Source organism: Epilithonimonas lactis (genome assembly GCF_900110605.1).
GTDB lineage: Bacteria > Bacteroidota > Bacteroidia > Flavobacteriales > Weeksellaceae > Epilithonimonas > Epilithonimonas lactis.
In genome coordinates this window covers 334,826-348,016 of the sequence record NZ_FOFI01000004.1, presented here as the reverse complement: position 1 = coordinate 348,016, position 13,191 = coordinate 334,826, and the positions used below count along the sequence as shown (strand labels likewise).

At 35.8% G+C, this 13,191-nt stretch carries 13 protein-coding genes; 8 read left to right on the top strand and 5 right to left on the bottom strand.

The genetic code is table 11. From position 1 onward, the window contains the following. The first annotated feature begins 1 nt into the window (after position 1). From BMW39_RS15525 to BMW39_RS15515, 3 genes are all read left to right on the top strand, one after another. Complete coding sequence (locus BMW39_RS15525) at positions 2-358, top strand: hypothetical protein (protein WP_034974737.1); 357 nt, start codon at positions 2-4, stop codon at positions 356-358. Between the two features lie 28 nt (positions 359-386). Continuing rightward, the gene (locus tag BMW39_RS15520) at positions 387-1,385 is read left to right on the top strand and encodes a glycosyltransferase (protein WP_034974889.1); all 999 of its coding nucleotides are present in this window, start codon (positions 387-389) and stop codon (positions 1,383-1,385) included. Between the two features lie 84 nt (positions 1,386-1,469). Next, positions 1,470-3,206 (top strand): thiamine pyrophosphate-dependent enzyme, encoded by a 1,737-nt coding sequence (locus tag BMW39_RS15515; RefSeq protein WP_034974734.1) that lies wholly within the window; start codon positions 1,470-1,472, stop codon positions 3,204-3,206. A 123-nt stretch (positions 3,207-3,329) separates the two neighbouring features. Here BMW39_RS15515 and BMW39_RS15510 read toward each other — a convergent pair whose 3' ends face one another. Next, positions 3,330-3,920 (bottom strand): DUF3244 domain-containing protein, encoded by a 591-nt coding sequence (locus tag BMW39_RS15510; RefSeq protein WP_034974733.1) that lies wholly within the window; start codon positions 3,918-3,920, stop codon positions 3,330-3,332. Between the two features lie 163 nt (positions 3,921-4,083). Between BMW39_RS15510 and BMW39_RS15505 the strand changes: the two genes are divergently transcribed. After that, complete coding sequence (locus tag BMW39_RS15505; protein ID WP_034974732.1) at positions 4,084-4,956, top strand: AraC family transcriptional regulator; 873 nt, start codon at positions 4,084-4,086, stop codon at positions 4,954-4,956. On the opposite strand, the gene BMW39_RS15500 is transcribed toward BMW39_RS15505, so the two are convergent. Beyond that, positions 4,957-6,036 (bottom strand): hypothetical protein, encoded by a 1,080-nt coding sequence (locus tag BMW39_RS15500; RefSeq protein WP_034974731.1) that lies wholly within the window; start codon positions 6,034-6,036, stop codon positions 4,957-4,959. 26 nt (positions 6,037-6,062) lie between these two features. Next, the gene (locus BMW39_RS15495) at positions 6,063-7,166 is read right to left on the bottom strand and encodes a pyridoxal phosphate-dependent aminotransferase (protein WP_034974729.1); all 1,104 of its coding nucleotides are present in this window, start codon (positions 7,164-7,166) and stop codon (positions 6,063-6,065) included. Positions 7,167-7,313: 147 nt separating this feature from the next. Here BMW39_RS15495 and BMW39_RS15490 point away from each other — a divergent pair, with 147 nt between their 5' ends. The 4 genes from BMW39_RS15490 (at position 7,314) to BMW39_RS15475 (ending at position 10,528) form a co-directional block, all read left to right on the top strand. Continuing rightward, on the top strand, positions 7,314-8,162 hold the full coding sequence (locus BMW39_RS15490) for a DUF5694 domain-containing protein (RefSeq protein ID WP_034974727.1): 849 nt from the start codon (positions 7,314-7,316) through the stop codon (positions 8,160-8,162). Between the two features lie 244 nt (positions 8,163-8,406). Further along, complete coding sequence (locus tag BMW39_RS15485; RefSeq protein WP_245750494.1) at positions 8,407-9,387, top strand: sensor histidine kinase; 981 nt, start codon at positions 8,407-8,409, stop codon at positions 9,385-9,387. A 2-nt stretch (positions 9,388-9,389) separates the two neighbouring features. Beyond that, entirely contained in the window at positions 9,390-10,100 is a 711-nt protein-coding gene (locus BMW39_RS15480) for a LytR/AlgR family response regulator transcription factor (RefSeq protein ID WP_034974723.1), read from the top strand. Between the two features lie 86 nt (positions 10,101-10,186). Beyond that, complete coding sequence (locus tag BMW39_RS15475) at positions 10,187-10,528, top strand: hypothetical protein (protein WP_034974722.1); 342 nt, start codon at positions 10,187-10,189, stop codon at positions 10,526-10,528. 6 nt (positions 10,529-10,534) lie between these two features. Here the strand turns inward: BMW39_RS15475 and purU are convergent, their stop codons facing one another. Together purU and BMW39_RS15465 are read right to left on the bottom strand one after the other, a co-directional pair. Further along, positions 10,535-11,365 (bottom strand): formyltetrahydrofolate deformylase, encoded by an 831-nt coding sequence (gene purU / locus BMW39_RS15470; protein ID WP_034974721.1) that lies wholly within the window; start codon positions 11,363-11,365, stop codon positions 10,535-10,537. A 182-nt stretch (positions 11,366-11,547) separates the two neighbouring features. Next, positions 11,548-13,125 (bottom strand): glycoside hydrolase family 10 protein, encoded by a 1,578-nt coding sequence (locus BMW39_RS15465; RefSeq protein ID WP_034974720.1) that lies wholly within the window; start codon positions 13,123-13,125, stop codon positions 11,548-11,550. Positions 13,126-13,191 lie beyond the last annotated feature (66 nt).

Here is a 13,191-nt window from a genome sequence, read left to right as displayed (position 1 = left end):
GATGAATATTCTTGATTTTTTATTTGATGCGTTGTCAGTTCTTGGCGTGTTTGGAAATAGCGAAGAGAATAAGGCTGACATTGATCCAATCAATAAAAAATTGAGTTTAATTTCTTTAGGATTAATATTAATTTCTGTTTTGTTAATTTATATTTTCAGAACAGAAATTTTTGAAATTGAAAATTTATTCACAACACTTTTGTGGAGTTTCACTGGTTCAATTTTCATATCATTGATTTCATTAATAGTTCTCAATCATTTTAAAATAATTCATTCATTGATGATACCGAGCTTTGTATTTAGTTTAATTTCAAGTTCTATTTTTCTTGCCATCATTTTTCTATTATTCAAAATTTAATTTCAATATTTTTACAATAATTTCCAACTTGAATCCAACAATCTCCATCATCATCGCCATCTTCAACAGAAAAGACGAATTGTTCGAGCTTCTTAATTCTCTGTCTCATCAAACGGATAAAAATTTTGAAGTGATAATCGTGGATGATGGTTCCAAGATCGCGCTCCTACCAACAGTAGAATTATTTGAAGAACAATTGGACATCAAATTTTTCCGAAAAGAAAATTCCGGGCCTGGACTCTCCAGAAATTATGGCGCAAAACGCGCGAAAAATGATTGGTTGGTTTTCGTAGATTCTGATGTCATCGTTGAGACAGATTACATTGAAAACATCAAGAAAAATCTTACTGATAATCCTTGCGATGCTTTTGGTGGCGCAGACAAAGCGCACAAAGGTTTCAACCTGATGCAAAAAGCTATCTCCTACTCTATGACCTCGGTTTTTACGACCGGTGGAATCCGAGGAAAGAAAAGCGCCGTGACCAAATTCCAGCCTAGAAGCTTCAATATGGGTGTGAACAAAGATATTTTCCTGAAAGTTGGCGGCTTCTCCGAAATGAGAATCGGAGAAGATCCAGACCTCTCGATGACGCTATGGGAAAATGGCTACACGACAATGTTCTATGACAACATTGGCGTTTACCACAAACGCAGAACAGACTTTGGAAAATTCTCCAAACAGGTCTATCAATTCGGGTGTGCGAGACCGATTTTGAATCACAGACATCCACATTACACAAAGCTCACTTTTTGGTTTCCAAGCGTATTTCTCCTAGGTTATTTAGTTGGAATTATCCATTATTTTGTTTGGGGAAATGGACTGATCCTCGCTTTGTACGGACTTTACACATTTCTCGTTCTTTTCCATGCGATGGTCGTAACTCGGAATATCAGTATCGCTTCCATGGCAGTGATCTCTACCTACATTCAGATGTTCTCTTACGGCTATGGTTTCCTCAAATCCTGGTTTCTCATCAATATTCTGAAACAATCGCCACAAGAAGCTTTCCCAAAACATTTTCATTGATTTAATTAACATTTAATTATAAGTAGATATCCTTGATTGGAACATCTTTTGTGAATTTTATTTTTTAATTTAATTCATAAAACTATGTCAAAAAATATCGCTGACCAATTTGTTGAGATCCTCGTAAAAACGGGAGTTAAACGCATATATGCTGTCACTGGTGACAGCCTTAATTTTTTAAATGACGCTATAAAACGTGAAGGTTCCATCAAATGGATCCATGTGAGACATGAGGAAGTTGGCGCTTTCGCTGCAGCTGCTGAAGCTGAGTTGGAAGGCCTGGCCGTTTGTGCAGGAAGTTCGGGTCCAGGTCACGTTCATCTCATCAACGGCCTTTACGAAGCTAACAGAGGCAATGTCCCTGTTTTGGCAATCGCTTCGACTTGTGAAAGTTCAGAATTTGGAACTTCCTATTTTCAAGAGACCAATACGATCAAATTATTTGATGACTGCTCGGTTTATAATCAAATTGCAACAACGCCAGAACAAGCGCCAAGAATGTTACAAGCCGCTTTGCAACACGCCATTTCACAAAAAGGTGTGGCAGTTTTAGGAATGCCTGGTGATCTTTTCGAAGCCGATTCGGTAAAAAACATCAGCTCAGATTCAGTTTTCAAAACCAATCCTAGAATGATTCCTTCTGAGGAAGAAACCAATTGGATCGCGGAACATTTGAATTCAGGAAAAAAAGTAGCGATCTATTGTGGCATTGGAGCATCGGAAGCGCATTCCGAAGTAATTGCTTTGGCAGAGAAATTGAAAGCGCCTATCGGATATTCTTTCCGTGGAAAAATGGGAATTCAGTACAACAATCCTTACGAAGTAGGGATGACAGGACTTTTGGGTTTGCCTTCCGCCTTCAAAGCGATGCATGAGGCTGACATAATCTTATTACTTGGAACAGATTTTCCTTATGTGAAATTTATGCCTGTTGATAAAATCATCATTCAAATAGATGACAAGCCGGAACGTTTGGGAAGACGCGCGCAATTGACAAGAGGATTTGCCGGTAAGATCAAAGATTCTGTGGTTGAACTTTTGCCATTAATCAAAACAAATAATGACAGAAAATTTCTTGATAAGCAACTGGAATTCTATCAAACTGTAAAGAATAATCTCAGAACTTATGTGGACGACAAAGGAAAGGAAAATCATATTTCTCCAGAATTTGTAGCCGAAACTTTGAACATCAAAGCTAATAAAGACACAATTTTCACTGTTGATACAGGAATGTGCTGCGTTTGGGGTGCAAGATATCTGGAAGCGACCGGCGAGAGAAAACTTCTAGGATCCTTCAGTCACGGAACGATGGCGAATGCTATGCCAATGGCCATCGGTGCACAATTATCAAATCCCGACAAGCAAGTGATTGCACTTTGCGGAGACGGCGGACTTTCTATGTTATTGGGAGATATTGCAACGATCAAACAATATGATCTACCAATCAAGATCATCGTTTTCAACAACCGTTCTTTGGGAATGGTGAAACTGGAAATGGAAGTCAACGGCATTCCAGACAACGAAACCGATATGATCAATCCAGATTTTGGATTGTTAGCGCAGGCTTTTGGGATCAAAGGCATCAATGTAACGGATCCGGAAAAAGTGGAAGAAGCGATCGATGACGCTTTACAAACCAAAGGCCCGGTTCTGGTGAATATTTTCACAGATCCAAATGCTTTGGCAATGCCGCCGAAAGTTGGCTGGGATCAGATGAAAGGAATGGGAATCGCAATGACGAGAATGATGCTCGACGGAAACTTCAAAGAAGTTGCGGATACGATCTCCAGCAATTACAGACACATCAAAGAAGTTCTTTAAAACAAACTAAAAGCCCAATTCAACATTGGGCTTTTTTATTTTATTGTTTTTAAATAAATAAAAAAAGCTTCACACGATGTGAAGCTTTTAGAAAATAATATATATAACCTTAGTTTAAAGAAACTATTTCAAAGTAACCATTCTGCTGAAGCTGTCGTCGCCTTTTTCAACACTGATGATGTATGTTTCAGCATTTTCCGGATTCAAATCAAAAGTAAGGTCGATCATTCCGTTTTTAACTGCATTATCATTAGAATAATAAGTATTGTTTGCTGTGTCGTAGATTGAAACTCGTACATCACCCACTACATCGTTCATTTTTAACTTCACAATATTTTTGTTCACAAAAAATTCTGGTTTCGTCATCACAGAGATTGGAGATTGATCCACAACTACTTGATTTTCGTCTACAGTAATTTTGTATTTTTCAATTTTACCTTCAGACTCAGCAACCAAGAAGTAAGTTCCTGCCGCCATGTTGCTCATGTTGTAAGATTTCTCTGCAGATTCCACTTTGATCCTTTCAGAGAACAACTCATTTTTATTATCGTTGTAAACATAGATAGAAACGTTCTTCGCATTGGAAATCCCAAAGTGTACCGTCTTTTGTTTAACCTCTCCGATTGAAAGAGAAAAATCATTATCCTTTCCAAAAACATTTGCAGAGATGAAAGTCAACGCCGCAAGAAAACTTAATTTTATAAACTTATTCATGATGTTTCTTTTTAATTGTTTTACTATGCAAATGTATATCTGAATATAAAGAAATAATACATTCCCGTTTTCACAAACATGTTCTATATTAACATTAATTAAATATTAAATCTATATTAAAGACAATATTGAATATGTAATTTAGATTTCGTAATTTTGACAAATGAAACACCACAGTCCTTCCTTCGAATCGATAAAACCCAATATTGGAAGCAGTTTTACATGTCTTCACTTCACCAAAAGTGAGAACATCAAATCGCACGTTTGGCACTATCATCCAGAGATTGAACTGATCTTTGTCTGTGGTGGTTCGGGGAAAAGACAAATCGGAAGTAATATCTCTTACTTCTCAGATGGTGATTTGATTCTGATCGGCAGCAACTTACCACATTGCGGCATGACGAATGAGAATACGAACAACGAATACGAGGTCGTGATCCAGTTTTCCCAGGATTTCCTTGGAACTGAACTTTGGAATGCGCCAGAAATGAACCGGATCTTCCAAATGTTGCAGTCGGCAAAAAGCGGAATCGTCTTTGGTGAAAAAGTAAAGAAAGCACTGGAGCCGAAGATCAAAGCTTTGTCAGAATCTTCTTATCTGGACAAACTTCTGAAGCTGATAGAGATTTTGGATGAACTAGCTCACACCAATGATTTCAAAATCCTTAACGCTGCAAAATACTATCTGCAAACGCAAAAAGAGGATAATGACAGGATCAATTTGATCTTCAATCACGTGAAAGATAATTTTAAAAACCAGATCAGTTTGGAAGAGGTCGCAGGTTTGGCAACGATGACTGTTCCTTCGTTCTGCAGATATTTTAAAAAAATTACGAACAAAACCTTCACGCAATTTGTGAATGAATATCGCATCACGCACTCACTGAAACTTTTGGCCGAACAACCGATGAGCATTACGGAAATCTGCTTTGAAAGCGGCTTCAACAATTTCAGTTATTTCAACAAGACTTTTAAGGAACATACAAAACAGAGTCCTTCGCAGTATCGGAAGGAGTTTAGCAATATTATGGCGTAGTTACTTGAATAGTCTCTTCCACCAGGAAGTCTTACTTCGTTGTAACTTATTTTTCTGTTCGGAATATCCTTGTCTTTTCATCAATGCAATTACTTCATTGATTAAGTCATCAACCAAAGGTGAAAAATTTTTATATTTTTTCTTTTGCCTACTAATAGTATTGAAAATATTTCGCGACATATCATCTACTATGTTTTTTTTGATGATTATCGTACAAAGTTGATGAACACCATCTCGAATAATATTTTTGTTAGGTGAACTATGGAGTAATTCTGAGATTATTTCGAAGGATTTATTATAGTCACATACTTCAATGTACAATTCAGATAATGACAAATTATAAATGTCCATCATAAAATCATTATCATTTTTTTCAATTATTAATTTCAATGCTTCTATTTCTGAAGCCTTGTCCTCCAAATATTTTGCATAAGTTCGATACAAAGCAAGTTCTTCACTCGTCCAATTTTTTTTCTGCTTAATCCATTGTAAAAATTTTGTTACAAATAATTCCTTTTCATTGGTCGCATAAAGGAAATCTAATTCATCTCGAATTGGAAATTTATAATTTATAAAATATGAGATTCTATCCTTTTTCCACTCATCTATTTGCTCTTGTGAATATTTACAAGAATACTCTGTAAGTCCAATATAATCTAATAAATCAAACTTCAAAGGATGATCTACCGATTCTAAATATTCGTAAGTTTTTTCAATACCAGATGTTAAAAAATGTTCGCCATCAAATCCAATCGAACTATCAAAGTCAGTACTTTTGGTTTCACACAATTGCCAAATAACTTCTGGTGAATTGAAAAGCGTTAGAATAAAAGCACTAAAATATAGATTATCGACATCACCATCTTTTCCATATTTTCGCCATTCTCTTTCTTGGTTAAAAAGAAATTTAACAATTTCAAAATCTGTCGATTTCAAATCATTGTAAATTGCAATGTTTAATCTTAATCGGTCGAATTGTTTTGAATTTGAAGCCTCTTTTTCAAACCTATAATTTTCTAACAGTTCTCGGTTCTTTCGAACAAAGTCAAGTTTAACTTGATAGTCTTGTTCTAAATCCAAATTGTTTTTTTATAGTTTTAATATAATCAAGAAATCGCTCCAAAATAAACCTTCATCTCCTCCATCGTCCCCAAACTAATTCTCGTCCATTTTCCAGTTTGTTCATAAGTTTTTCCGCCCAGGATTTTCGAATCTTTCAATTTTTTGAAATAGTTGTCCTTATAATTATCCAAAGAAAAATACACGAAATTCGCAGAAGACGGAATGGTTTTGATGCCTCTTTTTTGGAATTCAGACATTGTAAAATCTTTCACTTTTTGATTGTTGTCCAAAACTTTGGAAATGAATTCCTGATCTTCCAACGCTGCAATTGCGCCAGCCATCGTCGTCACGCTGATTTCTGCGCCACTCCAGCTTTGAAGTTTCTTAAGTTCTTTGATTAATGTCGGATTTCCAATTGCGTACCCCAATCTTGCGCCGGCAAATCCATAAAGTTTGGAGAACGTTCTCGTTACGACCAGATTTTTATAAGTATTGACCAAATCGCTCAAAGATCTCTGGTTGGTAAACTCGATGTAAGCTTCATCAACCAAAATCATGATATTGTCTGGAACAGATTTGATAAAACTTTCAATTTCCGTTCTTGAAAGCAGATCTCCAGTTGGATTATTTGGATTGCAGATGTAAATCAGTTTTGTATCTTTTCTGATCGCGCTTTTCATTTGGTCAAGGTCGATTCGCTTTTGTTCATTCAAAGGAACTACGGTTTTTGACATTCCAAGGAATTCGCCAATCGGTTCAAAAATCGTAAACGACGGATCCGGAATGATGAAATGACCTTTGTTCAACGAAACATATTTAATGATCAATTCCAACAAAAAAGATGAACCTGCAGCCACCAAAATATTCTCCTGTTTCAATTGATTTTTATCTGCCAGCTTCGCACTCAAAGTATCCGCAAATTTGAAATCATACATCGAGGAAAGACTCAGACTTTTTTGCATCGCTTCCAAAGCTTTCGGGGAAACACCAAACGGATTCTCGTTGAAGCAGAGTCGGATGGTTTTTTCATCGTTCTTCAGTTCGTGGAAATTCGGGGTATTTTTCGCAAGGAATTCAAGTGGAGAAAGTGTGAGCGCTGCACTTCCCAGGAAAGCGGTTTTCAGCCAGTCTCGTCTGTTGATCGACATAGTTTTTGATTTATTTCCCGATAAAAATAATGATTTTTCTTCATCGATGAAAAATTAAATTCTGACGGAAAAAGATGCATTCTCACCGATTATAATTGATTTAAAACCTTTTCGATTTTACTTTTGGTCCGTTAATAATTCAATGCTATGAAAACTGCTAAAATATTTTTTGTTCTTTCTCTGATATTTTTCAATTCCTTGACCTTTTCTCAGGACAAGATAAATGTCGTACTTCTTGGCACTTACCACTTCAACAATCCGGGAAATGATGCGATAAAATCTCAGGTCCGTAATATCCTCGAACCAAAAAAACAAGCTGAACTGGAGTATATCACAGACTTGATTTATAAAAAACTGAAACCCGAGCAGATATTTGTTGAGGAAGAATTTTCGAATAAAGTGAAACTGAATCAACTTTACCAAGCTTATCTCAATAATTCTTTTGATAAGATCACAGACACGATCTCCAATACGAGATCCAAGAAAAAGCACAAGGAAAATGAGATCTATCAACTGGCTTTCAGATTGGGAAAGAAGGCTAAAAACGATTCCATCTATCCGATCGATCATTTCTCAGAAATGCGTTTCGACCTGCTCCAAAAGAAAGCTGGCGAGAATGAAGAACTTAAAAATGAATTCTCTGAAAGTCTGAAAAGTTTCTCAAATGACTACAAGACCTGCATTAACGAAATCGAATTGATAAAAACTTTAAAATGTCTGAATACCGCTGACAACAGATTATCCAACAAAGGTTTTTACATTTCATTAGCTAATAAAATTGGTGTTGCTGACAATTATTTCGGAGCCAATCTGGTTGCGGATTGGTACAGACGAAATCTTTTGATCTATGCTAATTTTCAGGCTCAGATCAAGAAAGGAAGTAAGAATGTTTTGATCCTAGTCGGAGCCGGACACTCTGCGATGATCTATGATTTCTTCAAAAATGATAAGAATTTTAATCTAATAGAAGTGGAGGAAATCTTACAAAACTTTTAGATTTATTTCAAATTAAAATATCAAAAGCCTATTTTTGAAAATGCCTTTTAATACAAGCAAAATGCAAGAAAACCCTTTCTCGAAAGAACAACTGTCGGATTAAAATTTCCTGCAGGACTTTGAACGATTTTACAATGCAAGTCCGAAGATCATTTTCCATTTCATGATGTGGTTTTTCTTTTCTACATTACTTTTTGTCTACTATCGTTTTGATTCCAAAATCACTTATTTTGAATGTTTCCTTATGACTTTCAGGACGTTCGTAAGCAATGCAGTTATCTTTTATGGATTTTTCTATTTGATATTTCCAAAAATTAAGAAATTCAGAATTACTAATTTCCTGATCATCACATCAGTATTAATTCCTTTCAGTATTTATATTTGGCTTATTGTCAACAATTCTATGTTTCGGCTCTACCATTATTTAGGTTGGGAAATCAAAACTGGAAGATTCGATGGATTGATCAAAGTTTTTGCGAATCAAAGCATTAAAGAAGTCATTGGACTAGAGGTTGTATTGTCCAACATTATGCTTGTGATCTATATTTTGTCACCTTTTTTCTTTGTGAAGATATTGTTTGAGATTGTGAGAATTTATAACAAAACGACGCAACTTCAACAGCAAAAACTAGAGGTCGAGATCCAGAACGTCAATATTGAAAAAGATTTTTTGAAATCGCAACTCAATCCACACTTCCTATTCAACACCTTGAATAATCTATACGGTTTGATTGTGAGAAAAGACGATTCCGCACCAGAAGTTGTTTTGAATCTTTCTGACATTATGAGCTACACACTTTACGAATCCAATTCTGAAAAAGTGGCTCTGGAAAAGGAATTGGATTTCATCAGAAACTACTTTGAACTTGAGAAAATGCGTTATCCGAGAGACAAAAATATCCAGTTGGAAATTTTGGGTGATGATCACATTGCTGGACTTTATATTGCGCCACTTTTGACTTTCACCTTCATCGAAAATGCTTTCAAATATGGATTGAAGAATTGTGCTAATCAGTTTATTGACCAGAAAATTAAAGTGGAAAATGACACCTTTTACTTTGTTCTGGAAAATGATTTTGACAAAACAGAGATCAAAAAAGAATTTGGTGGAATTGGCCTGGAAAATGTCAAAAAACGACTTCAATTACTATATCCAAACCAACACGATCTGAAGATCACAACCCTTGAAAACAGCTTTAAAGTCGAACTGAAAATCAATTTATAGAAATGGAAAAACTGCGTTGCATCGTTTTGGACGACGAACCAATCGGAAGAGAGATCATAGAAAACTTCGTGAAAGAAATTGATTTTCTGGAACTTGTGGATTCTTTTGAAGATCCTGTAAAAGCTCTGATGTTTTTGGAGAATAATAATAATGTTGACCTTATTTTCAGTGATATTCAAATGCCGAAGATCAATGGTTTGGATCTGGTAAAAAGTCTGGAAAAACCGCCTGTCATTATCTTTATCACGGCTCACAGAGATTTTGCTTTGGACGGTTTTGAAACTGGAGCGACAGATTATTTGGTAAAACCCGTTCGCTTTGACCGTTTTTTGAAAGCTGTGAACAAGGCGAAAGATTACATCGAACTGAAGCAAAAATCAACCGTTCATCAAGTCAATTCTGACAGGATTTTCATTAAGTCTGATGGAAAACTCACGAAGATTCTTTTAGACGAAATCCTTTATGTAGAAGCGCAAGGCGACTATTTGAAAATCGTCATCCAAAATGAAACTTACACTACTCTAGCAACGTTGAAATCGATGGATGAAGTTTTGACTTTACCAAAATTCTTCCGAGTTCAGCGTTCGTTCATCATCAATCTTGAAGCCATCCGAAGTCTCAGCGGAAATATGGTGGAACTTGTGAATGGAAAAAGTATTTCGATTGCGCTGAACAAGAAAGAGGAATTGTTTCAGTTGTTGGGGATTAGGTGATTTTTTGGTAGATAATATATAAATACGGATATCCGTAAATAGTTAAATGTAAATAATAATATTTTTGAAAACATTTAAAAATAATTATGAAGAAAGTATTATTATTTCTACTGATCGCTTTATTTTCTTGTGATGAAAATAATAAAAAAGAAATTGATTGGACAAAAAATGGAACTCTTCACGAGTCAAAAATTTCTGACTGGAAAATATCAACGGAGGAAAACAAATTAGCAACTTGTGCAGATTTCGTAGCGAATCTCAAAAACACCGAAAATGAAAAATATGAAACGCTTTCAGAAATGAAAAACGATGCTATAAATTTGCAATCTTGCATTGAAGAAGCCGTTAATGGCGGGATTTATGCAGAAGAAATGAAAGTCAAAGAAGTAGCTGTTTTATGTCATATAATGATAAAATCAAGTAATTAAATTACATCACTCAAAAATAATCGTCTTATTTCCATCAATAAAAACCTTGTCTTCAAAGACCAATTTCAAAGCATTTGCCAGAACATTCTTCTCAACATCTCTTCCTAACTTAGCCAGATCTTTTGCGGTTTTGGAATGCGTAACTTTAATTATATCTTGATAAATAATTGGACCTTCATCCAAATCGTTTGTCACAAAATGAGCAGTTGCTCCGATGATCTTCACGCCTCTTTCAAAAGCCTGTTTGTAAGGATTGGCGCCAATAAAAGCTGGCAAAAATGAATGGTGGATATTAATGATCTTCCCTTTGAAATTCGACACAAAATCTGAAGACAGAATTCTCATAAACTTGGCTAAAACCACATAATCAAACTCGTAATTCTGTAGGGTTTCTTTGATCAGATTTTCGTGCTCGTCTCTCGTGATATTCTCAGTCGAAATATAATGAAACGGAATCTGAAATTTCTCTGTCAATTCTCGTAGATTTTCATAATTCCCAATGACTGCGAGAATATTAAAATTAAGGTCTTTAAATTGATTCCTGATCAATAAGTCTGACAAACAATGATGTTCTCTTGTTACAAAAACCACGACATCTTTTGGTTTGTTGCTACTCAGTTCTATTTCACAATTTCCGATTTGATCCTTGAGTCGGGCAATCACTTTATTAGGGTCAGCAATTCCTTCAACTTCGGTTCTCATAAAGAATAAAGACTTTTTGCTGTCGACAAATTCATCATTTTTGATAATGTTGAGACCGTTTTCGAGAAGTACCTCGGAGATTCTGTAAACCAAGCCTTTTTCGTCGGTGCAGGTAATTTTGAAAGTGAAATTCATCGATTAGTTTTCATCAAATTTAATGATAATGTTTCTTTAAAATTAATGTTCCAAAGATTTTTAAAATATTTTTAAAAATTAGCTAAAAAAAATCTCGCAGATTCAGCTGATTTTGCAGATTTGTTTTGAATAAAATCTGCTCGATCTGCCTAATCTGCGAGAATATTTAAATTGTAGTTTTTCTACTTTATTTTCTCCGCTTTATAATCGCTTTCATTTCCTAATCTGTCAATCGCTTTGATGGCAACGGTGTTAAGATTTTTTCCATTATAAAACTTTATGATCTCTATATTTTGAATATCAGCATTCAGGATCTGAGTTCGCCATTCGTTGCCATATTTTGTGAACAGAACCCATTGGAAAGCCTTTTCACCATTGGATGAATTCCAATTTGCGGAAACGTTGCTTCCGTTATTTTTCAAGTTTAATTTTGGTTGGGAAAGTTCCTTGTTAGTCTTCAACCACGGACTTCTCGGGATCAGAACTTTATCCTGATAAACTCTTATCTTCAAAGAATTTTGCATACTATAACTTTTGGTCAAACCAGCAATACTCCAATGAATTTCGCCAGTGTCATCTTTCAAGATGTGTCTGCTCAACTCGATTTGATTGACAATCTCCGAAGGTTTATCAGACACTTTTATTTCAACAGTGTTGAGTCCTGGCCAAAGATGACGGTTAAAATTGTTCTCAGTTTTCCACCATTCCAATAATCTAGGGAAACTCTGTCCTGTGGAATTGACCGGCCAATACAACTGCGGGGCGAAATAATCTACCCAACCTTTGTTGAGCCATAGTTTTGCATCGGCATAGAGTTCATCGTACTGAGAGGAACCTTTGATTCCCGTTGGATAATCCGGTTTCCAGATGCCAAACGGACTGATCCCGAATTTCACATAATTCTTTTCGTTTTTGATCTCTTTATAAATCCTTTCCACAAAACGATTCACGTTATCTCTTCTCCAATCTGCTCTCGTAAGATTTCCACCAGCGTTTCTGTATGCGTTCCAGGTTTTAGAATCAGGAAAATCCGCACCACCGTTGTAAGTCGCGTAAGGATAAAAATAATCATCGAAGTGAACAGCGTCTATATCATACTTTTTCACCAATTCGTTAACAACTTTAGAGACGTGATCTTGGATCACCGGACTTGCAGGATCGAACCAATACATTCCGTTTCTCAATCTGTAAGTCACGTCCGAAAATTTGTTTGCCAAAGATTGCGACGTCACTTTTCCTCCGTTGGAATGATGCGCTCTGTAAGGATTTAGCCAAACGTGCAATTCGATTCCACGTTTGTGTGCTTCTTCCACCCAAAATTCCAAAGGGTCGTAATATGGATATGGTTCTCTGCCAATTTCGCCTGTCATAAAGTAAGACCAAGGCTCGTGAGAACTTTTGTACAAAGCATCTCCAGACGGACGCACTTGCAATATCACCGCATTGAAATTATTGTTTTGAAGCATGTTCAACATTTCAATCGCTTCCGATCTCTGTTGTTCTGATGTGAGATTCGTTCTGGACGGCCAGTTGATATTTGCAACCGACGCAATCCAAGCGCCACGAAATTCTCTATTGATCGCAGGCAGATCCACACGATAATTATCTTCAACTTTTACGTTGGTCGGAACTGACTTGATCACAGGTTTTGAAGGCGGCGTTTTGATCTTGCTAACTTGCTTTTTCTGAGGAGAACAATTGTAGATTAAAACAGAAATTAAGATCAACCAAAAAAAATGGAACTGGCGTTTATGATTCATAAAATGAAATCTAAATATGATTTTGAATTTTGAAGATCGAATATAATAAAAAAGTCCCCATTTCTG

Excerpts from the sequence above, each read along its gene's own strand:
- BMW39_RS15525 (WP_034974737.1), top strand. The coding sequence starts at position 2 with ATGAATATTCTTGATTTTTTATTTGATGCGTTGTCAGTTCTTGGCGTG.
- BMW39_RS15515 (WP_034974734.1), top strand. The coding sequence starts at position 1,470 with ATGTCAAAAAATATCGCTGACCAATTTGTTGAGATCCTCGTAAAAACG.
- BMW39_RS15510 (WP_034974733.1), bottom strand. The coding sequence starts at position 3,920 with ATGAATAAGTTTATAAAATTAAGTTTTCTTGCGGCGTTGACTTTCATC.
- BMW39_RS15505 (WP_034974732.1), top strand. The coding sequence starts at position 4,084 with ATGAAACACCACAGTCCTTCCTTCGAATCGATAAAACCCAATATTGGA.
- BMW39_RS15495 (WP_034974729.1), bottom strand. The coding sequence starts at position 7,166 with ATGTCGATCAACAGACGAGACTGGCTGAAAACCGCTTTCCTGGGAAGT.
- BMW39_RS15490 (WP_034974727.1), top strand. The coding sequence starts at position 7,314 with ATGAAAACTGCTAAAATATTTTTTGTTCTTTCTCTGATATTTTTCAAT.
- BMW39_RS15485 (WP_245750494.1), top strand. The coding sequence starts at position 8,407 with ATGACTTTCAGGACGTTCGTAAGCAATGCAGTTATCTTTTATGGATTT.
- BMW39_RS15480 (WP_034974723.1), top strand. The coding sequence starts at position 9,390 with ATGGAAAAACTGCGTTGCATCGTTTTGGACGACGAACCAATCGGAAGA.
- BMW39_RS15475 (WP_034974722.1), top strand. The coding sequence starts at position 10,187 with ATGAAGAAAGTATTATTATTTCTACTGATCGCTTTATTTTCTTGTGAT.
- purU (WP_034974721.1), bottom strand. The coding sequence starts at position 11,365 with ATGAATTTCACTTTCAAAATTACCTGCACCGACGAAAAAGGCTTGGTT.
- BMW39_RS15465 (WP_034974720.1), bottom strand. The coding sequence starts at position 13,125 with ATGAATCATAAACGCCAGTTCCATTTTTTTTGGTTGATCTTAATTTCT.